Genomic DNA, 24,723 nt, shown 5'->3' on the forward strand with positions numbered 1-24,723 from the left:
ATTAAGCAGCAAGTGAAGAAATAATTTCTTCAATAGTATTATCAATAAGTTGTTTATTATTAGTATCCTCTTGAGTAATTCCCTTTACCCAATTGTCTAATGCTTGTTTATCAAACATCCTTTTTCTTTGATTCTGGTAGTAGTGAATATTTTGAATAAATTCATTTTTTTTAACCATAGAATCAATGCTATCTTTTGAATAGCCTAAGTAATGAGCTGTTTCAAGTGTTGATAACCATTTCTTTTCAACTCTATTCTCAACTTTTTCATTTAGTTGATTTAGGAGTTGATAAATTTGAGGAATTTGTTCTAATGCTTCAAAATTTAATTTCATAGAATATCCTTACTTTTAAAATTTAACAAAATTCATAAGAGAAAAACTCTTATGAATTAAAAGTACTTTTATGAACTGAATATGCAACCGCATAAGACAAATATTTATATTCAACACCTCTTTTTCTTAAAGAACTTTTTATTCTTCTAAAGTATTTTAATAATCTACTCTGTAAGTCTACAAATCCTGAACTTTTATCAATAATAGTATGAATTATTTTCAACTCAGACTTATTAAAAAACTCTGAAAGAGAATATTCTTTACATTCAACATTTTTTAATGTTTCTTCAAAGGTATTTATTAAATTATCTTCAAGATTTGAAATTTCTTCTTCCAATCTTTTTTCATTACCTTCAATATTTTTTAGTAATTGAATTTTTAATGAAAGATCTAAAAAAGTAGTTTCTTCAACTTCTCCATTTTCATATATTAAGAAACATTCTTCATTTTCCAAACAATCTTTGTATGGGACAAGAGGCGAAGGATTTTTTATTTTAAATTCTTCATAAGTATGTTTAAATCTCTCAAATTGTTCAACTAATGTATTACTATAAAGAGTATAGGCATAGAAGTTATCCTCTTCCTTTATAGGTTTTTCCTTCCCAAACCAAAATCCTATTGTAAGCTGTGTATTTATTGTATTAGTATTCATTTTAAATCCTTAAGGGGTTAAGAGTTGAATAGACTCAATGTTTATTTAAACCAGATGACAACTTCATTTTGTTGTCAAGTTGTGCCATCTCAGGCAAATTTATTAAGAAGCTATTTTTATAGGTAAGTAGTTAGTTGTATTTAGACTTGAAAGTTTTAGTTCAGTATTTCTATTTTTATACATCAAGATTTCAATACTTTTTGTTGCAGTAGTTCCATTTTTATAAAGAACATCTTTTTTCAAATAATTGTAATTTTGCTTTTTTGAAAAATCTTCTAAATGTGGATTATGGTTGTTATAATAAATAAATGAATATTTTCCATTTTTGATTTTGTTTAATAATCCTCTATGGTTAAAATTATTTATTCCATAATTATATGAACAAGATAAAAAGTCTTTTGAAGTTGATTCTTCTTCATAATTTACATAAGGAGGGTCAAATAAAACTAATGCAGTATTATCTTTATTTACTTTTCTTAAAACAGTTTCATATTTTGAAATTGAGAATTTAATATTTACAAGATTAAAAATTTTGTTAAAAATTTCAACCTTATTTATCATTAAAGGAACTTGTCTCAATTTTTTTTCACAGAAACAGAAACTAAAAGAATTTAGTTTTGTTTTCATATTAAAATTTAACATTCCTCCCTGAACATTATGCATAAGATATAAGAATAAAGAAGCTCTTCTAGGGTTCATTTTTTTTGAAATTTCAAGTTCTGTAAATTCTTTATGAATTCTTTTAAACCACTCTTTTCCTTCTTCTTTTGTAGAAGGCTGGAATTTGTTAAAAAGTTTCATATATTCTAAATCAATTGATGCCAAATGTCTTTGAACTTGTTTAGGGTTTCTTTGAACTTGTCTAAATGTATTTATTAGAGATGGGTTTATATCACTTAAATATAAGTCTTTAATTCCATTCTCAATTAAAATTGGTAAAGAGTTATAAACAGAACCAAATCCACCTAGAAAACTTTCATAATATGATTTGAAAGAATTTGGATTGGTATTAAAAAAATCACTTAATATCATTTGTTGTGTTGACTTATGATTTTGTTTGCTTCCTCCATAAGGAACAAAAGCAATTTTTTTTGTATCACTATCATCAGAAAATGATTCAGTATTGCAAATATTGTTATCTTTATTTTTAAGAAATATAGATAGTTCAGACTCTGATAAAGAGTTCAAATGATTATGGAGTAAATTATCCTTTGAGTATTTAACAAGTGATTGATTTACATACATTAGTTGTGAAGTGCGTGTTTTATTTATATTTTTTATAATAATAGGATTTGTTTTTTCAACAAAATTTTTTTGAATAAGTTTAAACCCTTTTCTAATAACCTCTTTTGGTGAACAAAGTTTTTTTTCTACTAGTTTTAATAATGATTTAATCATTATGATTTCCTTTCTAAATTTATAATGTTTAGAACTAAGAGAAATTCATAGTTCCACCAATAACGTTAGAATCTATGTTTTTAACAATGAGTTTTAAAAGAACATAATGTGTCTCACATCTAAATCCAATGATTTACAACCTTAAGACAAGACTTACTCCTATTTTCTTGTTTAAATTTGTTTTGTTATATTGAAATTCTAGTGAATCAAGGAGGGATAACTCCCTCTAAGTAGTAGTTTGATAAAATATTAAAAAAAATTTAGGAAATTTGTATGAATGAGCAAGGAAAAGTTCTGACTAAAAAAGATTTATCATATAAACCAAAAATGAATTATTCTTATTTTATTGCTTCATCAATAATGGAAGCACTTTGTTATAAAAATGAAATAAATAAATTTTATAGTGCTGGAAAATATAAAGAAGATGATTTTTTCCTTGGCATTGAAAATGAAAGTGAAGTAAATGATATACTTAAAAAGAAGGATAATATTTTAAAAGAGGCTACAAGAATTTTTAGAGTTCTTGATATTTTAGAATATGAAAAGAAAAAATATAATCTTTCAACAAAAAAATGGTTTTTAGAAAGTCGTTTTTATATATATGATATTAAAGTTCTTAAAGAGTTATGCCCAATTCTTTTATATTATGTAGGAAATGATTCAGAATCTTCATATATTACTTTTTTTGATAGGTTAGATATATTGGTTGAATTTGTATTAAAACCATCATTAAATCATAATAATATTTCAGATATAGAAGGTTTTATTTTAGATAAAATTGATAATCTTGATGAAGTAGAGATAATAGATGAAGATGGCAATAAAATATTTGTAATTGCAAAACAAATAAAGTTTAATAGAAAATCTAAAAATGAAATTGAAAAAATTCTAGTATATGAAGATAATAATACCTCTGAGCATAATGAAATAACTATTGATAGAGTTGTATATCAAAAACAAGTATCTTTTCAACCTATTACTAAAATAGATTCAAAAAATTTTAGTATGTTTAATATTGATAATAAAAAAGAAAATGAGATTGAAGTAATTTTAGAATGTGATTCAATTGTATATGAATATTATAAACTTAAACCATTAAAGAGTATGAATATTTTTGAAACAGAAGACAGATTAAAAGAGTTATCATCTTCTATTGAGTTTATAAAGCTAAAACCAAATAAATTTTATATTACTGCTATTGATACAGAAGAGATGATTATTTCAACTTTATTACACACTTTGCCACATACAAAAGTGATTGAACCTTTTGAATTAAATGAAAAAATTATAAAAAAGTTTAAAAAGTTTTCTAATGATTTAGATATAGATTTATGTAGCGAAGACACACCACCAACATCACCTAAAAAGCCAAATAAAAATAGTTCTATAAAAGAAGAAAAAACAGATAAAAAAATCAATAATGAAAATAAAAAAATTGGTGGGGATGGTGCTATTGAAGAAATTAAAAAAGATAATGATAATTTGAATTTAGATTTTTGATTTAGGGGTTTTGAAAGGGGATTTTTAATCCCATTCACAAGAGAGTAAAAAACTTTTAAGTTTTATTTCCTATCTTGAAAAAGGGTGTGCATTTTAGTCCAATTTCCCATTTAAACAAAGTGAAAAATGATGCTATATAATTTTTGTAAAACAGCAAAGGTTATATATGAGAAAATTAAAAAATTGGACTGTCATAATGAAGTCTATAAATCAAAAAAACAAAGATAATGTAAAATCTTTTTTGAACTTATATGAATACATTTATGACTTAAAAAATGGACACCCTAACCATTCTATGAAGAGCTTCCATAAAGTTTTAGGTTTTGAAAAAAGACATAATCAAATATCTAAAAATTTTTTATCTTTACAAATGAATTATGATTTACAGAAGAATTTTCTGATAGGTAAAAAAAGAAGTGGAAGAAAAGCAAGTTTTGGTAGAAGTATTCTTTTATCTTTACCTAATGAGGTAAAGTTGAAAGAAGAGGACTATAAAAAGATTAGAGATTTAATACTTATAAGATTAGTGAATTTTATAAGTAAAGAATACAATCTAAACTATACAAAAGAGCAAAGAGATAAATTTATAACAAATTATATATTATCAACTGCACATCTGCAAAACTCTAACAATCATATAAATATATTAGTTCCTAATATTTTTATAGATTATAATCAGGGTAATAAATTGATTAGAGTTGACCTAGGGAAAAGAAATATCTCTTATTTTGTAAAAAAATCTTTCAATTATATAATGCTTAAATATTTTAATCAAAATTATTTAGATTATGAGATTAAGTCACATAAAGAAACTAAAAAACTAAATTCACAATACACTTATAAATTAAAAGAAGTTGAGCAGAAAAAGGATGACTTGAAATCTCAAGTAAACAACATCAAAAATCTTTTTCAATCAACTAATGAAAGTATTTTAAAAATTCATAAGAGGTTAAATATCTATGTAATTAGGATGGATATTGCTTTAAAAGAAGCAAATAGAGATAAATTTGAGAAAAATAAAGAGTTAGTAATTAAAAATATTGAAAAAATGAAAAATGAAATTAGTAAAGATTTAACTAATAATGATAATAAGCCTGACTTGTCAATATTTGAAAAAATAAAATCAGAAATGAAAAACACCTCTTATAATAATAGTATAGATTTAAAAAGGTAAAAAATGGACTCACTACATACTATTAAAAGACTTGAAAAGAAGAAGAAATTGATAGACCTAAAATTAAGGGTTAAAGCCATTAAATACAAAATGGAAGAGAGTAAGTTATTAGATAAAGAAGAGAAAGAATATCTTAATTTCTCAATAGACTATATATTATTTATAATGGACAAATACAAAGAATCTGAAGGAATGGATATATAAAATGTTTTTACTAATAAATTTTTTCATGGATACTACAGATGTACTTGAAGAGTTTTTACTTCAAGAGAGAAAAAGAGAAGACAAAGATATCTCAAAAAAACCTAAGCCTCCTTTTGGTGGTTTAACAAATTTAGGATTATAGGTTATTTATAACAACTCAAAAAAGGCTTTGAGCCAGTAGGTAATATCTTCTTAAAGAAGAAAGCAAAACCTTAAAACATTAAGATTTTACTTCAAGAGGATTGGTGGAAAAAGATTTTATAGCGTAAGTAATGCATTAAGACTATATATCATTACATAAGTATATCAATTTGTAAAAATTTACAAAACTACTATAAAATAGGATTTCTCTCTTACTTTATTTTTTTAAAGAGCAACTTTTTGGGCTTTTTTAACAACTTTTGGGCTTCTTCATTTTTAATTTGACTTACTTTTTTTTCTGCTATACAATGAAAATAAAAAAGGTTAAATATTAAATGATAGAAGATTTTATTATTCAAAAACCAAAAGCTTTAATATATATTTCAAATGATTTAACAAAGAGAGAAAGATTGGTTTTGAATTTTTTAATATTAGTTGCTAGAAGTCAAATAAAAGAAAAAAATATTAAATGTGAGTTTATGTTAGCAGATATAAAAAATGTATGTAATATTAGAGATTTTGGAGTAATTAGGGATATATTAAAAAGCTTTAATAGTAATATGTTAAATATCGATTTATTAAAAGAAGAAAAACAATTAAAAATTATAGAAAATTTAACAATAAATTCTTCAAAAGTTGAAGTTTTATTTTCAGAAGATTTTTTTAATTTATTAAAAATAAATTCATATGCTTCAATTGATTTAAAACAACAAACAAAACTAAACTCAAAATACTCAATACTGCTCTATGAAATGATAATTGATTATTACAGAGAAAGTAATCACTTTATGCAGATACCTCATATTAAATTAGATATCTTCAAAAACTTAATGGGGTTTGAAGATATAACAAACTATCAATTAAAAACAACAGTATTAAATACAATAATTAAAGACATAGAAAAAGAAATAGATTTTTATTTACAATATGAATTTTTAAAAAAGCAAGGAAGTAAAAAATATAACTATATAGAGTTTAAATTTTCTAAGAAAAAATTGAAGCCTAAAATGACTAATGAGCAAATTTTAAAAGAGATTGAGAGACAAAGGGAAAAACTTCAAGAAGAATCAGAACAATTGACTAAAAAAAGATGGGAAATTTGGGAAGAAAAAAAAGAATTGGAAGAAACTATTGAGAGATATAAAAATGTAATGAAAGAATTTGATGATAAGTGCTGGGGATATATTTCTTAAATAATTGTTTTTTATAAATAGCTAAAATAATTTTTATTTATGAGGGAAAAATACGTCTTTTACACAAAACTAACCTTATCCAGACTATAACTTTTTATCAAATGAATTATATTTACAAGATTTATATTCAGTTGAACAACTTGCTAATGATAGAGATGTTGAATTCATATATAAAGTAGAAACATTACAAAAAATAGAAGATAAAATTCATCGATATTATTCTAAAGCTAAAAAGAATTACAAGATAAAAGTTTATACTAATTTTTAAATTTAGAAAGAATTTAAAGTCTACTTGATAATAATTGCAATATAATTCCAATGAATTTCTAAAAAAAGAGTTTATATGTCAAAACAATATTTAAAATCAATTTCTTTCCCTAAAGTGTTTAATGATGAAAATAAAACAAAAACAATAAAGTTAGCATTTAATGAAAACGAATTTGACTTATATAAAATGGTTAAAATATTATCATCAGAGGAGATTCGTGAAATACTTAAAGTATCTTCATATGATGAAATTGAAGAAGGTGCAAATAAAGAAAACAGAAAGTTAAATAATTATTGTATTACAAAATTAAAAGAATATTTTAGAAGTAAAAGAATTAATTTGAAAACAAATTCTAAGACAGGTACTTTTGCTAATAATAAACAACAAGAGATATTTGGTTGGTATCCATATTTAGAGGGGTACTCTTATGATTTTATTCAAGATATAATAAATCAAATTTCTCCCAAACCAAAGAAAATATTTGAACCATTTTCTGGATCTGGAACTACTGTTATAGTATCAGCTTTGGATGGTATTGAAGTTGGATATTCAGAAATTAATCCTTTAATGCAATTTATATGTAAAACCAAATTTGAAGCGATAAAATATGCGTCAGAAATATTAGGTGATAAAATAAAAATAGATAGTTTTTTAAAAAAGCTTCCAATAACAAATTTTAATAATGTAAAATTGACTAATAAACATAATTATATGATTGAAAAAGGTTATTTTGATCATAAAATATTAGTTCAGTTTATTTATTTACTTCAAAAAATTAGAGCTTCGCATTTATCTCATAATATTAAAGACATTTTGTTAGTAGCAATTGCTTCTATTACAGTAAAAGAATCAAATATGATTAGAAGAGCCGATTTAAGAAAAAAGAAAAATAATGAATTTAAGGAAATTGAAGAAGATGTAGTTTCATTATTTCAAAGAACTGTTGAAAAATTTATAAATGATTTATTATTGTTTGAGAATCTAACAGTATCTAATTCTAGATTAGTATCAAACAATGCAAAAGTTGTCAATGAAAATGAATTTAATACTTATGATGCGATTATTACTTCTCCTCCATATATCAATGGAACAAATTACTTTAGAAATACAAAGTTAGAACTCTTAGTATTAGATTTTATTGATAAAGAAGAAGATTTAGCAAAATATAGAGATGAATCAATTACTGCAGGCATTAATAATGTATCAAGTAGAATTCCTAAACCAGAAATTTTAAGTTATCTTTCTTCTATAATCAAAGAGTTAGAAGAAGATAATTATGATTCGAGAATACCTAAATTAGTAAAATCATATTTTAGTGATATGAAAATAGTATTTAATAATTCTTATAAACTTTTAAAAGATAATGCTGATTGTTTTATCGATATAGGTGATTCAAAGTTTAAAAATACACATATTCCAGCAGATAGAATTTATGAAGAAATAGCGAAAGAAATAGGTTTTACCTTAGTTGATAAGATAGTATTGAGAAGTAGGTTTTCAAAAGATGGAACACCACTAAAACAATATCTTTTACATTTTAGAAAATAATATAAATTAAAAAGGAATTTTTTGAAAAAATCAAATGCTTCAAAATTAGTTAAAAATAATTGGGAAAAGTTTAGAGATAATTTACCTTATAAGGTACATCCTTATTCAAAAAGAAATTGGGGAAATAATTTACATTCACTTTGTTCTTACCAAGGTAAATTAAAACCCGCATTAGGACATTTTTTAATATCTGAATTTACTTCAAAGAATATGACTATTTTAGATACTTTTTCTGGTGTAGGAACAATTCCTTTCGAAGGTGCTTTACAAGGTAGAAAAGTTATTGGTAATGATTTGAGTAAAGTAGCTTATGCCAACTCTCTTGCAAAAGTTGGGGAAACAAATAGAGAAGAAGTATATAAAATAATTGATAATTTAAAAAAATATATAAAAGAAAATATTCCAACTAAAAAAGATATTGACTCTGTTGATGTTTCTTTTAATAAAAAAATCCAAGATTATTATCATGAAAATACATTTAAGCAAATTCTTAGTGCTAGAAAATTTTTTATTGAGCACGATATTAAAGATGCAAATTATGCATTGGTATTTTCAAGTTTGTTACATATTTTACATGGGAATAGACCTTATGCCTTATCTAGAACTTCACATCCTATAACTCCTTTTGCTCCAAAAGGTGAGTTTATAGATAAAGATTTAATAGAAAAATTAATGGAAAAAGTTGAAAGATCTCTTACTTTAGAAGAAGAAAAATCTATTCAAATTGGAAAAGTAATTTATGGTGATGTTTTTGAGTTAGATAAAGCATTAGAATTAGAAAGTGTAGATTCAATAATTACTTCACCACCTTTTTTTGATTCTACCAAATTTTATTTAGCTAACTGGATAAGACTTTGGTTTGCGGGTTGGAATAAAAAAGATTTTGATATAGAAAAAGAAAAATATCTTGAAACAAAGCAAAAAAAAGATATTTCAATTTACAATGAATATTTTAGAGTATGTAATAATGTATTAAAAATAGGTGGAACTATTATTATGCACTTGGGTGTATCTAAAAAAGCTAATATGGGAGAAATGATTTTACCATTTGCAGAAGCTAACAATTTCAAACTAATAGGAATGTTTATTGAAGATGTTGATGGTAATGAAAAATTTGGTATTAAAGATCAAGGTTCAGTAAAAGGACATCAATTTATGTTTTTAGAGAAGATTTAATTAATCTTCTCTAAGTTAGTATTGTTCATTATAGAATTATTCTTCTAAACCTAATATCTGTTTATTCTCTAGAGACAATTTATCTATTAAATCAAAACCTTCAATAATTTTTTTAAATTCTTGAATTCTCTTCGGAAAGTCAGACTGCTCTCTTATTTGCCCTAGGTATTTATCCATAGCTAGATTGACATCAACATCAGTATTAGTCAAAGGTTTTGTTGATGTTAATAGTTCTAAATTTGCACCAGTAATTTGTGCTAATCTATAAAGTTTAGAATTAGATTTAAAAAACTTACTTGGCCAATGATGTTTTTTCTTTAAATTACATCCTCTACATAATAGTTCAGCATTACTTTCAGTTAGAGGCCATAAATAAACATTTGGCAAAATGTGGTCAATTTGATAACTTTTTCTATCATCAATATCTAAATCACATTCACAGCTAAAACATTTTGAATCAAATTTCTCAAATAGCTTTTTAATCTCTATTTTTTCATCTAGAACATCAGTGAAAAGTTGGGCTGTTCTTCTACTTGTTGCAGATTTTAACATTTCATCTCTTGTTCGAAATGGGTTTAAAATTGCATTTGCAGCAGCTTTACATGCTCGGCATTCAAATTGTCTTACTAATGGACCTTTTGAAGATGATTTTTTTGCAAAATGACTAAATGGCAGAGTCCTTCCACAAGCTCCACAAATTTTATAATATGATTCTGCTGATTCTAATGAGTTTTTAAAAAAAGCATTCCAAAATCTTTGAGTAGGTAGTGATGTAGCTTTAATAATATCAGGGTTCCAATGTTCAAATGGTAAATCACTCTTTGATGAATGATTAAAACCACAAGATTTACACACCCAATTTGCATTTTGATAAGCATCTTCAACAGATAATAATTCTTTACCAATATCGACATAGTTGTCTTTTTGGCATGATAAGCAAGTATAATGAACTTGCGCATTTTCATATGGTAGATCTAAGAATTTAAACCCAGATATTCTACCACGAGTTTCTCTTTTTTCTTTAGCCATGAATAATCCTTTTACAGCTTTACAAATGAGAATATTCATGTTATAATTTAATAGTCTTTTAACGAATATTCAACATTTGTTAATTAAAGATGTAATTGATTTGCAGATCAATTACATCTCACCTCATTTTTGAACAATCAAATTATAACATTTTAAAAGAGAAAGGTCAAGAGCTTTAAGTATTCGATTTTATGGGATTTCATAGTTTTGAAATTCATTATGAATAGATTAATAAAAGTTTAAGTTTAGTATGAATGAAGAAGAATTAAGAAAGAAAATTTATGAAATTTTAGGTTTAGAGTTTGGTTCATTATCAAATGAAGGTGGCAATGATTGGATTCGTGCTAAAAATCAAGCAATAGAAGAATATAAACAAATAGAGTTTGAAAAATTAAAAAATGTTAAGTCGACTGATTATTTAAAGATTGACAAAAATTCAGAAGAATTTAATATGGCTTTAAATTCAAAGTTTATTGAAACAAGTAATTTTAAGATATTGATAGCACAAAGAAATGACTTAACTAATGAAGAAATTGATAAGCTAATTGTCTTTGGTAATAAAGATATATTAATTAATTTGGCTAAATATCAAAAATTAACTTCAGATCAAATTGATAAAATAATTCCTAATAGTGTCTTTTTAACAAAAAAAAATATAATTGAAAATCAAGAATTAAATTCCAATCAAAAAGAAAAAATATTAGATTTAATGGCGAAAAGTAGTTTAGATTATAAAGAATTAATAAATAAGTTAAATGAAGCTTAGAATCTTTTCATGGAATGTAAATGGTATTAGAGCTATTTCAAAGAAAAATGTATTTGAATGGTTAGATGAATATAAGCCTAATATTTTAGCATTGCAAGAAATTAAAGCTACCGAGGAACAAATTCCAAAATTATTTGAGTATTTTTATACTAATCGTATTGTAAATAGTGGTAGATTAAAAAATCAATCAGGTGTGTTGACATATTCAAATATTGACTTTGTTTCTAATGATTTTTGTGAAAATATTGATGATAGACTTGAAGGTCGAATAATTGAACATAATATTAAAGATGTTTGTATATTTAATGTATATATTCCTAATGGAAAGGCTTCTAAAGAAAGATTACAATATAAACTAGAATTTTATGAAAAACTATTGTATCACAGTTCGGATTTAATAAAAAAAGGTAAGTCAGTTATTATTTGTGGAGATTTTAATACTGCTCATAAAGATATTGATTTAAAACAAACAAAAATCTTAAATAGAAGTGGTTTTACTGAAAAAGAAAGAGAGTATTTAGAAAAATTCTTTGAACTAGGTTTTATTGACTCTTATAGATATATACATGGGAGTAAAAAGAATTCTTATACTTGGTGGTCTTATAGGTCAAAAGGTCGCGAGAAAAATGAAGGTTGGAGAATAGATTATATATTAGTTTCTGATGATTTAAAAGATAAGATAATTGATGCATTTATTTTAAATGAAGTTTTTGGTTCAGATCATTGTCCTATTGGAATTGAAATTAAATTGTAGTTTATAAAATAATTATGGAGATAAGATGAATAGCGAATCAATAAAAGACAAATATTTAAATTCTTTAAAAACTTTTGATGACTTTGTTACTGTGTCAGAATGGGCTATAAAATTTTCAGAACTTTATCCTGAAGAATTAAAAAAAGCAGAGAGACAAGCTTTTAATCAACGTAATGAAACTACTGGACTTAGGGAAATTGCAGCAAGAATATCTTCTCGTTTAGCAAGAGGTGCTTTTGTTGGTTTAATACAAATTGATGATAGTGAACGCCCAAAAAAGATTAAGTATATTACAAAAGAGGAACAAGATAGAAACATTCAAATAGAAATTGATAATGATCTAGAGCCTTTAAGAAGACAAGATATTATTAATAATGCTAAAGATAGTATGAATATTATTGAATTGTATAGAATTTCAGAGTTTGAAAATATTCAAAGAGGATTTAAACTTTTTTTTGGAATTGATTTTGAAATTGATCATGCACAAGCATTATTAAATGATGTTGAACAAGGAATTCACCATCCTAATAACTTACAATTATTATTAAAATTTCATAATAGTAAAAAAAATAAAAAGAGTTGGGAAAGGTTTAGTTTTAAAGAGCAAGAAGAATATATAAAGAATGCTATTAAGTTACAATCTGTAGTTGCTGAGAAATTCGATATTGAAATAAATGATAGAATTTTAGAATCATTATTAAATAGACTTCAGAAAGTTTATTAAAACAAAAAATTTTAGGTTAAATATAATGATTATAAAAGAAAAGTATTTAAAAATCATTCCAATATTAGAGATAGCTACTCTCATTATATGTATATATTTTCATACTTATGGACACATGACCCTGATGGTAATTATGAATTCTTAAAGATTTTTGGTGTCAAATAGGTGACATTTATTACTATTTAATAAGTCTTTTAAATGAAATAGTAAAATTCTAAAGTCTGTATTTATGGTATTAAGTGGTATTTAGTTCGACTCCTGATAAAATCCTACCAGGCGTGCCATTTAAACTATATATAATTTATTACCCTCTAAACTTATCCGATAAGTCTCTTTTTTCTTTTTCAATTAGAACTTCATTTAAAGTAACTTTCTTTTTAAACTTGTTATATAATTTATATTGAATAAAAATAGCAAAAATACCTAAGCTTCCCACATATATAAGTAGATTTGAAAGTTTTATATTTAAGTAGTCAAAAAACATAGCACTTATACTTCCAAAGATAATAGCTAGTGAAATCATAAAAGACCTAAGTATTAAATAGTCTTTTAATTGTATCTCTTCTTCTTGCATAAAATCCACAGTATGAACCCTTGCTATTTCAAAAGTAATAGCTTGCAAAGTAAAAATACAAAGAATAATATATGTGAAGATTAAAATAGAGTGGCTTATTAAAAAATATGAGCTAATTTGCACAATATCTAAAACAATAGTAAATAAATAGATATTATAAATTTTTATATTTTTAAATAAAGGTTGAATAATCCCATCAAGAGCCCCTAAAAGCATAAAAAAACTTATCATAAAAACAGGAAGATAAGTTCCTTCTAGTTTTGTAATATAAGGAAGCAATGTCCAATCAATATATGTAACCAAAAATAAAACAACAGACTGTAAAGATAAAAAATATGACTTTTTAAGCTCTTTAAAGATGCTTTTATAGTTTTTTAAAGCCATAGAAAAGTAGCCTTTCTTGCAAATATAAAATTCGCAATTGTACTACTTTTTTAAGAATTTGCGTAAAAATTAGAAAAATATTTTTTAAGACCAAAGTTGTAGTTTTGGTAGGTGCGATACAGCTTTAATTATATCTGTTTTAGATACCATTCCCACTACTATATCTTCTTGATTTACAACTGGCATAGCATCAAGTTTTAAATCAATCATTACTTGACAAACTCTTCTTATATCTGCAATAGGATCAGCTGTAATTACTTCACTTAAAGATAAATCTTTTAGTTTTCTATTTAAAATAGCTCTACTATTATCCAAATCATCTATTAAAAGATTTAGAATAATTTTTTTACTAATCAGTCCTATAATTTTTTTGCCAAAGGATACAATAGGTATTTGGCTTACTTTTTTCTCTTTTAGCATATCATAGGCATCTTTGATACTTGCTTCATGGTCAAGATAAAAAATATCTCTAGTCATAATATCTTCCACATGATAAACAGCTTCACTTATATCTAAATTTGCCATTTGTTTATATGCATTTACAGCTTGTTCTTTTACTGCTGGATTTTCACCATTTTTCTTTTTTTCTTTATTTAAATAGTCTTGAAAAAGTGTATCATCATCAGGTTTTAAAAAAGCAGCTGAGGGAGCATCTAAATTCTTAATTTGGTATAGATTATCTGCTGTACTTCTAAATCCTACACTTCCATTATTATATATAGCAAACATCTCTCGTCCTTTATATGATACCAATATCATATAATAGCATAATTAATAGTTTTTTAATATATTAATTAGAACAGACTTTATTTCTACCTTTTTCTTTTGCTTCATATAATAATTTATCTGTTTGTTTATATAAATCCTCCAAATCTTGTATACAAGAAGCTTTTAAAGTTATCACTCCAAATGAAGCAGTCACATAAGGTGAAGTTGTATTTTCTTTATGCTCAATTTTAAGATTTTCAATTGTACTTTTAATCTTTTCTATAAAAGCTTTTGCTTTTCCCTCTTTACCATCTTTAAATAAAATCCCAAACTCTTCACCTCCCAACCTAAAGCAATAATCATCTGCCCTATGCAAAGAGTTTTTTACAGTTAGGGAAACTTTTTTTAAAACTTCATCTCCTTTTAGATGACCATAAGTATCGTTATAGAGTTTAAAATAGTCTATATCAAACATTGCAAAAGTAATATATTCATCTTTTCTTTTTGCTGCATTTATTACTTTTGGAAGAAGTTCATTAAAAAATCTTTTATTATAAAGTTGAGTCAATTCATCAGTCACTGATAACTCTTCAAGTCTTTTTTTTACTGTGATGTTTTCTTGAAGAGAGGTATAGCCTATTTTTTTATTATTCTCATCAAAAGTAGGTGAGATTAGTATTCTTACCCAATAAATAGAGCCATCTTTGGCTTTATTTTTTAGTTCTCCTTCCCATTTTTTATTATTGTTTAAACTCTCCCACAATTGAGCATATACTTTTTTATTATTATCTTTGGATTTTATAATAGAGTGACTTTTCCCTATTAATTCCCTTTTTGAATATTTTGAGACTTTACAAAAAGCTTTTGATACAGCTTTAATTTTACCATCCAAATCTGTAAAAGAAGTTATAATATTTTCATCCACAAGTTTTACATAATCTTTTAATTTTTTTTCTATAATTAGTCTTTTTCTTATCTCTTTATTTAGCTTTTTATTTACTCCCATAATTATAAATAAAATAGAAGCAAAGATAAGAGTAATTAAACCTATCCATCTAAAAATTAAGAGATAATCAACTTTAGCTTCATATTTTACAGCTACCCACTTATTTAAAATTGATTGATGTTCTTCTGTTGAGATTTTAGAAATAGCTTTATTAAAAATATCTTTTAAAATAGGTTCATCATTTCTTGTTCCTATTCCCAGCTGTAAAATTTCATCAAAATTTCCTGAAATTTTAAGTTCTCCAAAATATTTTTTTTGAATATAATAACCTGTTGTAGGTACTGTATCAATAAAAGCAAAAAGTTTACCCTCTTTTACTTTTTGTAAACCCTCTTGTACATTTTTTACATCTACTAAGTTTAAATTTGGGTGTTTCTTTTTTAAAAACTCTTTAAAAGCATAACCTTTAACAATCCCTATTTCTTTCGTAAGAGAGGAAAATTCTGAGATATAAACTTCTTGCATTTTTGTTACAATTACTAAAGGGATATTTAAATAAGCAGTGGGAAAGTCTAAATATTTTGCTCTTTGTTCAGTTAGAAGTAATAAAGAGATAATATCGCACTTTCTACTTTTTGCAAATTCAAGAGTTTCTGTCCAAGTTTTTGTTTTAACTAATAGTATAGGAATATTTAAAAGCTTTTCAATTACTTTTATATACTCAGCAGCCATTCCTATATGTTTATTATTTTCTATTTTTTCAAGTGGCATCCAATTTGGATCTACACACATCAAAATATTTTTTTTATTTTTTAAATATTCTATTTCTTTAAAAGTCAAATTATTTAAGACATTATTATTTTGAGGTATTTCGATAGTTTTAGAGAATAGAAAAGTTATTATTGTTAAATATAAAAATAGATACTTCATTTGATTCTTTTCCCTTTTAAATTATTTTAACATAAAAAAGACACTATTTTTAAAAAATAATTGTATAAATATTAAAAAAATTACTTCTATTTGAAATCTAACCTTATTTTATAAACTAAATAGATAAAATAAGAAAAATAAAAAAAAGGTATTTTATGAGTATTTTAGAGCAATTGATGAATAGAAGTGAATCATCATGCGAATTATGTAAATCAACAGAAAATTTATCAGTTTTTGAAGTTTCACCAAGTGATGGTTCTGTTGATAAATCTATTTTAGTTTGTTCTACATGTAAAGAGCAATTAGAAGATGAAAGTAAAATAGATGTAAATCATTGGCATTGTTTAAATGATAGTATGTGGAGCCAAGAACCAGCAGTTCAAGTAGTAGCTTATAGAATGTTAAATAAAATAGCAAATGAGGGATGGCCACAAGATTTACTAGATATGATGTATTTAGATGATGAGGTAAAAGCTTGGGCAAATGAGGGTATCTCAACAGGAAATGAGGTTATTCAAAAAGATTCAAATGGTGTAGTTTTACAAGCAGGTGATAGTGTTACTTTAATAAAAGATTTAGAAGTAAAAGGTGCTGGATTTACTGCAAAAAGAGGAACAGTTGTAAAAGGTATTTCTTTAACAGATAACCCTGAGCATATTGAGGGTAAAATCAATGGAATAAAAATAGTTTTAAAAACTTGTTTTCTTAAAAAAGTTTAATACTAAAGAGTTTTTACTCTTTAGTTATAGGAAGTTTTATAATAAACTTTGCACCATCTTTTGTATTTTCTACTTCTAGTTTCCCATACATACTATTTTCAATAATAGTTTTTGTCATATATAAACCAATTCCTGTACCTTTTCCTTCTTCTTTTGTAGTAAAATAAGGTTCAAATATTTTATTTTTTATTTTATCCTCTATTCCTCCTGCATTATCTTCTATTTCAATAATAGCAGTCTCATTTTTTTTATAGCTTTTTACAACTATTTTTTTATTTTCAAGAGTAGTTTCTATTAGAGCATCTTTGGCATTTGATAAAATATTTAAAATACTTTGTGAAAATTCACTTGAAAAACCAAATAACTCTATATCTTCTGCTAAATCTCTTTGGATTTTAATATTATAGTGTTCAAATGTTGATTCTAATAAGAAGATAGTTTTTTCTATAGTTTCATTTATTTTAAAATAGCTTTTTGTTTTATTAGGTTTAAAAAAGTTTCTAAAATCATCTATGGTTTTAGACATATTTGTAGTTAAAGTATTTGTTTTTTCAACAGCTTTATTCATAAAGTTATTATCAAGTTCTCCTATTTGATATGCAAATTGAATATTTTGCATAACCAAACCTAAGGCATTTAAAGGTTGTCTCCATTGATGAGCAATATTTCCTATCATTTCCCCCATTGCTGCAAGTTTACTTTGTTGAATTAACAGTTGTTCTTGTTCTCTTTGTTTTTTTATCTCTTTTTCCACTTCAATTTGCAGTTTTTTATTTAATTTTTGTTGATATTGCATATATGAAAAAAGAATATAAATTAAAATTACAAAAAGAATAGAGATTATTAGATTAAAAAATAAGATATTTTTTTTACCTTTTTGATAAATTTCCCTTTTATCTACTGTTTTAATACTAAGTTTAAAAGTATTGTTTTTATTAAAAAAGTCTATATAATTTATTAGATTTTCTTCATTATGCAATAAGGCTATTTTTATATTATCCAAATAAGAGCTAATAAAGTTAATATTATAGTGCTTATTTTCCACATCCGAAAAAGATATATTATCAAAAAGTGCAAAATTTAATTCTTCAAGTTTTAGTTTTCTACCACTTATTATATACCCTTTTGACTCTCCTGAAGAATCACTTTTTACAATAGGTAATTTTGCTAAATAAAAATGGCCATTTTGATATTTCATTATATCAGCAGTATGGGTTTTTGAAAAATTATTTAATATATAATAGATAAAGTTTTCTTTATTGTATATAGAATTTTCTTCTAAAAATTTAGAATAAATAATTTTGTTTTTCTGATTGATAAAAACCATAAATTCTAAACCTAAATCCTCTAAAGTAGAACTATTTTCTCTAAAGTTTTCATAGATATAATTATTATATTTAGTTTCTATAAAATTATAAGTTTCATCCCACTTTGCGTAGTCATTAGTTGTTTGCTCTATCTTTTGTAGTTCTTTATCTATTTTTTTTGCAAAGGAATACAAACTTTTTATGTTTTCATTGTATTCTAACTCTTTAAAGTCTTTAATAAAGTAGTTATAACTTAAAAAATTAAATATAAAAAGATAAATAATTAAAATACTTAAAATTAGATAACTGTTTTGAAATATCTTTTTCAAGATTATTCCTTATTTTCTTTTAATTATACACTTAATTATAAAACTATGCAAATTTAAAAAAAAAATTAAAAAATAAATAGATTTTTTAGGTAAATAAGAAGCAAAATTAAAATTTTTTTTTAAATTTAAATCCTAAAAAAGGCACTTCAGAAAAATTTTATTTCATTTAAGATTTTTTTTAGATTTTTTCTTTTTTTATTGATTATAATTCGAATGTAGAATAAGGGAAAAGTCCAAGGGAACCTGAAAACTCAAATAATGCATAGACCGTGCTTTTGTAAAAGTTTTCAGGCTTGTTTATACTCTAAAAAAAGAGTATTTTATACTAACAAATTAAACTTAACTAAGAAGTTAAATAGGAGCATGGATGTTAAAATTTATATTTATTGCACTTACAGCAATTACACTATCTTTATGGGCAAATAATGACGTAATAGAAAGTGAAGATATTCCAGCAGTAAATATTTGCGATAAAGTTTATGATGATTGCGCACTAAAATGTGAAGGTAGTGATGTTACAAATGTTGAACAATGCTATGCAAATTGTGAAAAACTTTATGATCAATGTCTTGAAGAAAAATCAACAGTACAACCAGAAGAGAAATAATTAAATTATCTCCTTATTCTACTAATTATTTAGGAGAAGTACTTTGAGTTATTTAAAGAATTTAGCAAATAGTCAACCTAAAGACCCTCTTATTGATGTTGTTTATGAAATTACAAATTGTATAAAAACAAAAAAAGATTTTGAACAAGCATCATTAATGGTTAAACAAAATAATCTAACTTTAGAAGGAGTGATAAAAAGAACTTCTAAATTAGATTTAGAGGATTTAGCACTTTTAGCAGATAAAGTTATAGCATTAAGCTAAAAGATTGAAGATTAGAAGGACGAGATGAAGACAAAAACAAATAAAGAGTTAGTAAAACTCTATTATGATGAGTTATGGAATAAACAAAATAAAGAGTATATAGATATTTTGTTTGATGATAATATTACATTTCATGGTTCATTGGATATTCAAACAACAGGTAAAAAAGAGTTTGAAGAGTATATGGATAAAATTTTAGAAGGTATTCCTAATCTTTATCATGGTGTAGAACTTATGGTAAATGAAGGAAATGTTGTAGCTGTAAGAGCAGTATATAACGGAACTCATAAAGGAAAAATTTTCGAATATGAAGCTACAAATAAAAGAATAAAATATAATGGAGCTTCTTTTTTTAAATTTGATAATGGAAAAATAGTTGATATATGGGTTTTAGGAGATTTAGCAAATCTTCTTAAACAGTTAAAATAGATTTTATGTATCAAATAAGTAATAATATCTATTGTCAAAAAGATATTTTAGATTTGGAAATACCAACTAAACTATTGACCAATCCATATTATGATTATCCATATTTAATAATAGAGAATTTTTTTTCACAAAAAATATTAAAAGAACTTTGTGAAATGCTAAAGTCAAATAGTGATGTTGAAGATGCCAAAATTAGAAAAATAAATGATTTAAATATTCTTGATAAGAAATTAGATAAGAGTATTCGAAAAACAAAGATTCATAAATTGCCTAAAAGATATTTAAATATTTATGAAAAAAAATTTATTTTTCATCAAAAAAAAATTGAAGAATTTTTCAAATTAGCTTTAACAACATCAACCAAAGTTCAAGTTCTTCAATATACCGAAGGTTGTTTTTATAAAGCTCATAGTGATGATTCAAATATGATAGTTAAGGATGATAAACTAGTAGGCTTTTTACCTGTTGCATTACAAAGAAAAATTACAACAGTACTTTTTTTAGATGATGAGTATGAAGGTGGAGAGTTAGTATTTAATTATTTATATGACAAAGACGGAAATGTTGTACAACTAAAAGGTAGAAGTGGAGATATGATAGTTTTTCTAAGTAATCCTGTTTACACCCATGAAGTAAAAGAGGTGATAAGTGGTAATAGGTTTACTCTAGTGCAATGGCATGATGCTATAATAAATTAAGGTTTAATATGCACAACGAAGAATTAGAGATGATTGGAAGTTTAAAAGAAAAGAGTATGAATATACAAGATAGTGTTTATCAAATAATCTTCTTTATTCATAATAAAGAAGATTATGAAAGTGCAGCACAAGTTATAATTAGACATAAAATTTCAATGTCAAAACTAGCAAAAAATACTTTTAAACTTACACTTTTACAATTTGCAAAACTTGCAGATGTAGTTATTAAAATAAAAAGGGGTAAGTAAAATACTTACCCTAAAAATTCAATAATATTAACAGCAGCAGTAGCACCATCACCAGCAGCACAAACCACTTGCTTAGCAGCATCAATTCTAACATCACCAGCAGCATATAAACCAGGAACAGAAGTTTTCATTTTTAAATCAACAATAACTTCCCCTTGCTCATTTACTTCACATAAAAATGAACCATCTTCTTGTTTAATTGGCTCATTTAATACATCCCTTCCTACAAATACAAATACTCCTGGTACATTTAAATCTCTTATACTTCCATCTTCTTTACTCTTTACTTTTAGTCCTAATACCCCTGTATTATCACCATATACCTCTTCTACACTTACATTTGTAACTTCTTCAATATTTTGTGTATGTTTCATATGCTCTATTGTACTAGGTGCAGCTTTATATGTATCTCTTCTATGTACTAAATAAACTTTACTACAAATTTTTGATAAATAAACAGCCTCTTCTAAAGCAGAATCCCCACCACCAATAACAGCAACTTCTTTATTCTTATAAAAAAATCCATCACAAGTAGCACAAGTAGAGATACCTCTACCAAAGAACTCTTTTTCACCTTTAAAACCAGCTTTCTTAGGAACAGAACCAGTAGCTAATAAAACCGCTTTAGATTCAAAAGTCTTACCATCAGAAGTAGTTAAAGTAAAAATATCATTATTCTTAGAAACAGAAGAAACTAAAGACATTTCATGCTTTAAACCAAACTTCATAGCTTGAGCAGGCCAAGACTGCATTAAATCTAAACCAGACATAACTTTATCTTGACCCGGGTAATTTTCAATTTCAGAAGAACCAGTGATTTGACCACCAGGCATACCCATTTCGAACATAATAACGTTTTTTAAGCCACCTCTAGTTGCATATAAACCAGCTGTTAATCCTGCTGGTCCTCCTCCTATTATCGCTAAATCTAACATTTTTTAATCCTTATTATTGTATATTTATGATGGAATTATAGTCAGTAAAGGATAAAAATTATCTTAAGAAAAAGATTATAAATAAATAAAACTTTTCTTAAAAATAAAATCTAAAAAAAAATCCATTAAATTACTTAAATAAAAATCATTATACTTCCACCATCAAAACAAAAAAATATATTAAAGGAAAAAAAATGTTAGTAACAAAAAAAGCTCCAGATTTTACAGCAACAGCTGTTTTAGCAGATGGACAAATTGTAGAGGATTTTAATTTATATGATAATATCGGAGAAAAAGGTGCAGTATTATTCTTTTATCCATTAGATTTTACATTTGTATGCCCATCAGAAATTATCGCTTTTTCAAAAAGAGCAGATGAATTTAGAGAAAGAGGAGTAAATGTAATTGGTGTTTCTGTTGATTCTCAATTTTCTCACTTTGCATGGAGAGAAACTCCTGTTGAATTAGGTGGAATTGGAAGAGTTAAATATCCATTAGTGGCAGACCTTACAAAACAAATTGCAAGAGATTATGATGTATTATTTGAAGAATCAGTTGCTTTAAGAGGGTCTTTCTTAATTGACAAAGATGGGACTGTAAGACATGCTGTAATCAATGACTTACCATTAGGAAGAAATATTGATGAAATGATTAGAATGGTAGATACAATGTTATTTACTAATGAACATGGAGAAGTTTGTCCTGCTGGATGGAATAAAGGTGATGAAGGTATGAAAGCAGATAAAAGTGGTGTTGCTGAATACTTAGCTAAAAATGAGGGTAAACTATAATATATAAAGAGTAAGATTTTTTCTTACTCTTTTATAAGTGAAATAGGAATGATTATTTCAAAAACTGCTCCAAAATACTTTTGTTGTTTATATAAAAAATTTTCATTATAGGCTTTTATCTCTCCTTTCATACTTCTTACAATAATTTGTTCACTCATATAAAGTCCAATTCCTGTACCTTGGCTTTGATGTTTTGTTGTAAAATATGGCTCAAAAATTCTATTTATAATTTTTTCTTTTATTCCGCCAGCATTATCTTTTATCTTAATAATTGCCATATGATTATCTTTTTTTATTTCAATTAATATTATCTTATCTTTAGTGTTATTATTTGAAAATGCATCTTTTGCATTATTTAAAATATTAATTAATACTTGAATAAGTTCATTTTTTATTGTATTAAAATTAAACTCTTCAACCTCTTTAATAACTTTAATATTTCTATTTTTTAAAACTATATTTATTAACTCTAAAGTTTTATTTATTATCTCTTTTGAAGAAAAGATACTTATTTCTTTATTGTTTTTATAAAAATCACTAAAGTCATTAATTGTTTTTGAGAGATATTGTGCTGTATGATTTATATTATCTAACCCTTCTTCTAACTCTTCATCAGTTAAAGAATAAAACTCTTTTTTAAATTTTAATCCAGTAGAAACAGTACTTATTAATGAAAGAGGCTGTCTCCATTGATGAGCAATATTGCCTAACATTTCTCCCATACTTGCAAGTTTTGATTGCTGTGCTAGATATTCTTGCTGTTTAGAGTGTTCTTTTATATATTCATTTATAGATTTTTTATATTTTTTAAAAACATTTTCAAGTGTTTTTGAAATAAAAATACTAATTAATAAAATAAAAATAGTTGAAAATAAAAATATTAAAATGATATTTTTTAAATAGTGGTCAAATTGTTTATCAAGAATATTTTTTCTTTCTTTTATGATTTTATTTACTTCATCTTCATAAAAGCCTTTTCCAATTATCCAATCCCAATTTGTAATTATTTCAAAATAAGTAGTTTTAGTTTTATTTTTTTGATTATCAAATCTTTTATTTTGAGTATAAGTTATATATCCACTTTTTTTATTTAATGAAGTATCTATTATATACTGTAAAGACTTAGTTGAAATATTTTTTATCTCCTTAGCATTTTTTTGTATATACTCTTTAGTAGGATGATATAAATAGTTCCCTTTTGTATCTAAAACAAAAATATACTCATTTTTATATTGTTGCTTTTTTATATAATTTAATACTTTTTGTTTTACTGTATTTTCATAATCAATAAAATACTCTCCTGTTCCAATAAACCAATCAAAAGGCTCAAAGTGTTTATTAAAACCTATTTTTTTATATTGATTTGTCATATCACTAGGTTTATGATACCACCATTTTAAAAAACCTTCTTTTTCTTCTTTTACTTGGGAAACGATTTGCCTTGTTAGATAATTTCCTTTTCCTTCTTTAAAATTATAAAAATTAGTTCCTTCAAGATGTCTAGCAACGGGCAGCAAAATACATTTATAATCAAAAGTATAAATATAAAAATAACCTCTTCCTTCTAAAAATTTAATATCTACTAAAGCATCTTTTATCATCTTTATAATTTCATTTTTAGGTTTAGTTTTATTTTCAAGATAGATTCTATTTGCAATATTATAAGCTTCATAAACTCTGTTTTTTAGTTGAGCTTTTAACTCTTCTTCCATCTCTTCTTGAATTTTAAAGATATAATTATTGATTTTTTGGATATCTGATTTAAGTTGTTCTTTTTTTTGTTGGATATATTTTTCTTCTATTTCTTTTTTCTCTTTTTTAAAATTATTTTTATAATCCATATATAAAAATATTGAAATAATAATAAATATTGAAAAAGAAAATAAAAAAGGAGCATACTTTATAAATTTAAGTATTATATTTTCATATTTATATTTCATAAAATCTTTTTTAAAAAATTATAACAAAAAAGGGATAGATATAATATAAATA

At 24.6% G+C, this 24,723-nt stretch carries 27 protein-coding genes; 17 read left to right on the forward strand and 10 right to left on the reverse strand.

Annotated elements, in window-relative coordinates; translation table 11 throughout:
* Window position 1 precedes the first annotated feature (1 nt).
* The 3 genes from AMYT_RS00580 to AMYT_RS00590 all read right to left on the reverse strand — a co-directional run bounded on the left by AMYT_RS00580 (window position 2) and on the right by AMYT_RS00590 (window position 2,384).
* The gene (locus AMYT_RS00580; RefSeq protein ID WP_114840636.1) at window positions 2-334 is read right to left on the reverse strand and encodes a MerR family transcriptional regulator; all 333 of its coding nucleotides are present in this window, start codon (window positions 332-334) and stop codon (window positions 2-4) included.
* A gap of 49 nt (window positions 335-383) precedes the next feature.
* A complete protein-coding gene (locus tag AMYT_RS00585; protein ID WP_114840637.1) occupies window positions 384-986 on the reverse strand; it encodes a hypothetical protein in 603 nt (200 codons plus the stop codon).
* 102 nt (window positions 987-1,088) lie between these two features.
* A complete protein-coding gene (locus AMYT_RS00590; RefSeq protein WP_114840638.1) occupies window positions 1,089-2,384 on the reverse strand; it encodes a DNA adenine methylase in 1,296 nt (431 codons plus the stop codon).
* 273 nt (window positions 2,385-2,657) lie between these two features.
* On the opposite strand from AMYT_RS00590, the gene AMYT_RS00595 reads away from it, so the two are divergent.
* The 7 genes from AMYT_RS00595 (at window position 2,658) to AMYT_RS00620 (ending at window position 9,588) form a co-directional block, all read left to right on the forward strand.
* A complete protein-coding gene (locus tag AMYT_RS00595; protein WP_114840639.1) occupies window positions 2,658-3,884 on the forward strand; it encodes a hypothetical protein in 1,227 nt (408 codons plus the stop codon).
* A 295-nt stretch (window positions 3,885-4,179) separates the two neighbouring features.
* Window positions 4,180-5,058 (forward strand): hypothetical protein, encoded by an 879-nt coding sequence (locus AMYT_RS00600; protein WP_129085760.1) that lies wholly within the window; start codon window positions 4,180-4,182, stop codon window positions 5,056-5,058.
* Window positions 5,059-5,061: 3 nt separating this feature from the next.
* A complete protein-coding gene (locus AMYT_RS00605) occupies window positions 5,062-5,262 on the forward strand; it encodes a hypothetical protein (RefSeq protein ID WP_114840641.1) in 201 nt (66 codons plus the stop codon).
* Between the two features lies 1 nt (window position 5,263).
* On the forward strand, window positions 5,264-5,404 hold the full coding sequence (locus AMYT_RS14900) for a hypothetical protein (RefSeq protein ID WP_162919453.1): 141 nt from the start codon (window positions 5,264-5,266) through the stop codon (window positions 5,402-5,404).
* A 334-nt stretch (window positions 5,405-5,738) separates the two neighbouring features.
* Window positions 5,739-6,596, forward strand: coding sequence for a replication initiation protein (locus tag AMYT_RS00610; protein WP_114840642.1), 858 nt, complete (start codon window positions 5,739-5,741; stop codon window positions 6,594-6,596).
* Between the two features lie 343 nt (window positions 6,597-6,939).
* A complete protein-coding gene (locus AMYT_RS00615; RefSeq protein ID WP_114840643.1) occupies window positions 6,940-8,412 on the forward strand; it encodes a hypothetical protein in 1,473 nt (490 codons plus the stop codon).
* Window positions 8,413-8,433: 21 nt separating this feature from the next.
* Window positions 8,434-9,588 carry a class I SAM-dependent methyltransferase gene (locus AMYT_RS00620; RefSeq protein WP_114840644.1) on the forward strand — a complete coding sequence of 385 codons (1,155 nt, stop codon included), beginning with the start codon at window positions 8,434-8,436 and terminating at the stop codon, window positions 9,586-9,588.
* A 36-nt stretch (window positions 9,589-9,624) separates the two neighbouring features.
* On the opposite strand, the gene AMYT_RS00625 is transcribed toward AMYT_RS00620, so the two are convergent.
* Window positions 9,625-10,617, reverse strand: coding sequence for an HNH endonuclease signature motif containing protein (locus AMYT_RS00625; RefSeq protein ID WP_114840645.1), 993 nt, complete (start codon window positions 10,615-10,617; stop codon window positions 9,625-9,627).
* 250 nt (window positions 10,618-10,867) lie between these two features.
* On the opposite strand from AMYT_RS00625, the gene AMYT_RS00630 reads away from it, so the two are divergent.
* Genes AMYT_RS00630 through AMYT_RS00640 form a run of 3 tightly spaced genes read left to right on the forward strand, consistent with a single transcriptional unit; the run spans window position 10,868 to window position 12,861 of the window.
* Window positions 10,868-11,383, forward strand: coding sequence for a hypothetical protein (locus AMYT_RS00630; protein WP_114840646.1), 516 nt, complete (start codon window positions 10,868-10,870; stop codon window positions 11,381-11,383).
* A complete protein-coding gene (locus AMYT_RS00635) occupies window positions 11,373-12,137 on the forward strand; it encodes an exodeoxyribonuclease III (protein WP_114840647.1) in 765 nt (254 codons plus the stop codon). Before AMYT_RS00630 ends, AMYT_RS00635 begins: the two co-directional genes overlap by 11 nt.
* 25 nt (window positions 12,138-12,162) lie before the next feature.
* Complete coding sequence (locus tag AMYT_RS00640) at window positions 12,163-12,861, forward strand: HNH endonuclease (protein ID WP_114840648.1); 699 nt, start codon at window positions 12,163-12,165, stop codon at window positions 12,859-12,861.
* A gap of 304 nt (window positions 12,862-13,165) precedes the next feature.
* Here the strand turns inward: AMYT_RS00640 and AMYT_RS00645 are convergent, their stop codons facing one another.
* The 3 genes from AMYT_RS00645 to AMYT_RS00655 form a co-directional block, all read right to left on the reverse strand.
* Window positions 13,166-13,819 carry a hypothetical protein gene (locus AMYT_RS00645; RefSeq protein ID WP_114840649.1) on the reverse strand — a complete coding sequence of 218 codons (654 nt, stop codon included), beginning with the start codon at window positions 13,817-13,819 and terminating at the stop codon, window positions 13,166-13,168.
* Between the two features lie 84 nt (window positions 13,820-13,903).
* Entirely contained in the window at window positions 13,904-14,548 is a 645-nt protein-coding gene (locus AMYT_RS00650) for a CBS domain-containing protein (RefSeq protein WP_114840650.1), read from the reverse strand.
* Window positions 14,549-14,609: 61 nt separating this feature from the next.
* Window positions 14,610-16,403 (reverse strand): diguanylate cyclase, encoded by a 1,794-nt coding sequence (locus AMYT_RS00655; RefSeq protein ID WP_114840651.1) that lies wholly within the window; start codon window positions 16,401-16,403, stop codon window positions 14,610-14,612.
* A 155-nt stretch (window positions 16,404-16,558) separates the two neighbouring features.
* Between AMYT_RS00655 and AMYT_RS00660 the strand changes: the two genes are divergently transcribed.
* On the forward strand, window positions 16,559-17,122 hold the full coding sequence (locus AMYT_RS00660; RefSeq protein WP_114840652.1) for a PhnA domain-containing protein: 564 nt from the start codon (window positions 16,559-16,561) through the stop codon (window positions 17,120-17,122).
* A 13-nt stretch (window positions 17,123-17,135) separates the two neighbouring features.
* On the opposite strand, the gene AMYT_RS00665 is transcribed toward AMYT_RS00660, so the two are convergent.
* Complete coding sequence (locus AMYT_RS00665) at window positions 17,136-18,758, reverse strand: sensor histidine kinase (protein WP_228197874.1); 1,623 nt, start codon at window positions 18,756-18,758, stop codon at window positions 17,136-17,138.
* 367 nt (window positions 18,759-19,125) lie between these two features.
* Here AMYT_RS00665 and AMYT_RS00670 point away from each other — a divergent pair, with 367 nt between their 5' ends.
* Genes AMYT_RS00670 through AMYT_RS00690 form a run of 5 tightly spaced genes read left to right on the forward strand, consistent with a single transcriptional unit; the run spans window position 19,126 to window position 21,005 of the window.
* Complete coding sequence (locus tag AMYT_RS00670) at window positions 19,126-19,365, forward strand: hypothetical protein (protein ID WP_114840653.1); 240 nt, start codon at window positions 19,126-19,128, stop codon at window positions 19,363-19,365.
* Window positions 19,366-19,408: 43 nt separating this feature from the next.
* Window positions 19,409-19,630, forward strand: coding sequence for a hypothetical protein (locus AMYT_RS00675; RefSeq protein WP_114840654.1), 222 nt, complete (start codon window positions 19,409-19,411; stop codon window positions 19,628-19,630).
* A gap of 24 nt (window positions 19,631-19,654) precedes the next feature.
* Window positions 19,655-20,059, forward strand: a complete 405-nt coding sequence (locus AMYT_RS00680) for an ester cyclase (protein WP_114840655.1) — start codon at window positions 19,655-19,657, stop codon at window positions 20,057-20,059.
* 5 nt (window positions 20,060-20,064) lie between these two features.
* Window positions 20,065-20,757, forward strand: coding sequence for a 2OG-Fe(II) oxygenase (locus AMYT_RS00685; protein ID WP_114840656.1), 693 nt, complete (start codon window positions 20,065-20,067; stop codon window positions 20,755-20,757).
* 8 nt (window positions 20,758-20,765) lie between these two features.
* The gene (locus tag AMYT_RS00690) at window positions 20,766-21,005 is read left to right on the forward strand and encodes a hypothetical protein (protein ID WP_114840657.1); all 240 of its coding nucleotides are present in this window, start codon (window positions 20,766-20,768) and stop codon (window positions 21,003-21,005) included.
* A gap of 5 nt (window positions 21,006-21,010) precedes the next feature.
* On the opposite strand, the gene trxB is transcribed toward AMYT_RS00690, so the two are convergent.
* Complete coding sequence (trxB, locus tag AMYT_RS00695) at window positions 21,011-21,940, reverse strand: thioredoxin-disulfide reductase (RefSeq protein ID WP_114840658.1); 930 nt, start codon at window positions 21,938-21,940, stop codon at window positions 21,011-21,013.
* Between the two features lie 194 nt (window positions 21,941-22,134).
* Here trxB and AMYT_RS00700 point away from each other — a divergent pair, with 194 nt between their 5' ends.
* Complete coding sequence (locus AMYT_RS00700) at window positions 22,135-22,731, forward strand: peroxiredoxin (protein ID WP_114840659.1); 597 nt, start codon at window positions 22,135-22,137, stop codon at window positions 22,729-22,731.
* A gap of 23 nt (window positions 22,732-22,754) precedes the next feature.
* On the opposite strand, the gene AMYT_RS00705 is transcribed toward AMYT_RS00700, so the two are convergent.
* Window positions 22,755-24,671 (reverse strand): sensor histidine kinase, encoded by a 1,917-nt coding sequence (locus tag AMYT_RS00705; RefSeq protein ID WP_114840660.1) that lies wholly within the window; start codon window positions 24,669-24,671, stop codon window positions 22,755-22,757.
* Window positions 24,672-24,723: the final 52 nt, after the last annotated feature.

It is taken from the genome of Malaciobacter mytili LMG 24559 (assembly GCF_003346775.1).
Lineage (GTDB): Bacteria > Campylobacterota > Campylobacteria > Campylobacterales > Arcobacteraceae > Malaciobacter > Malaciobacter mytili.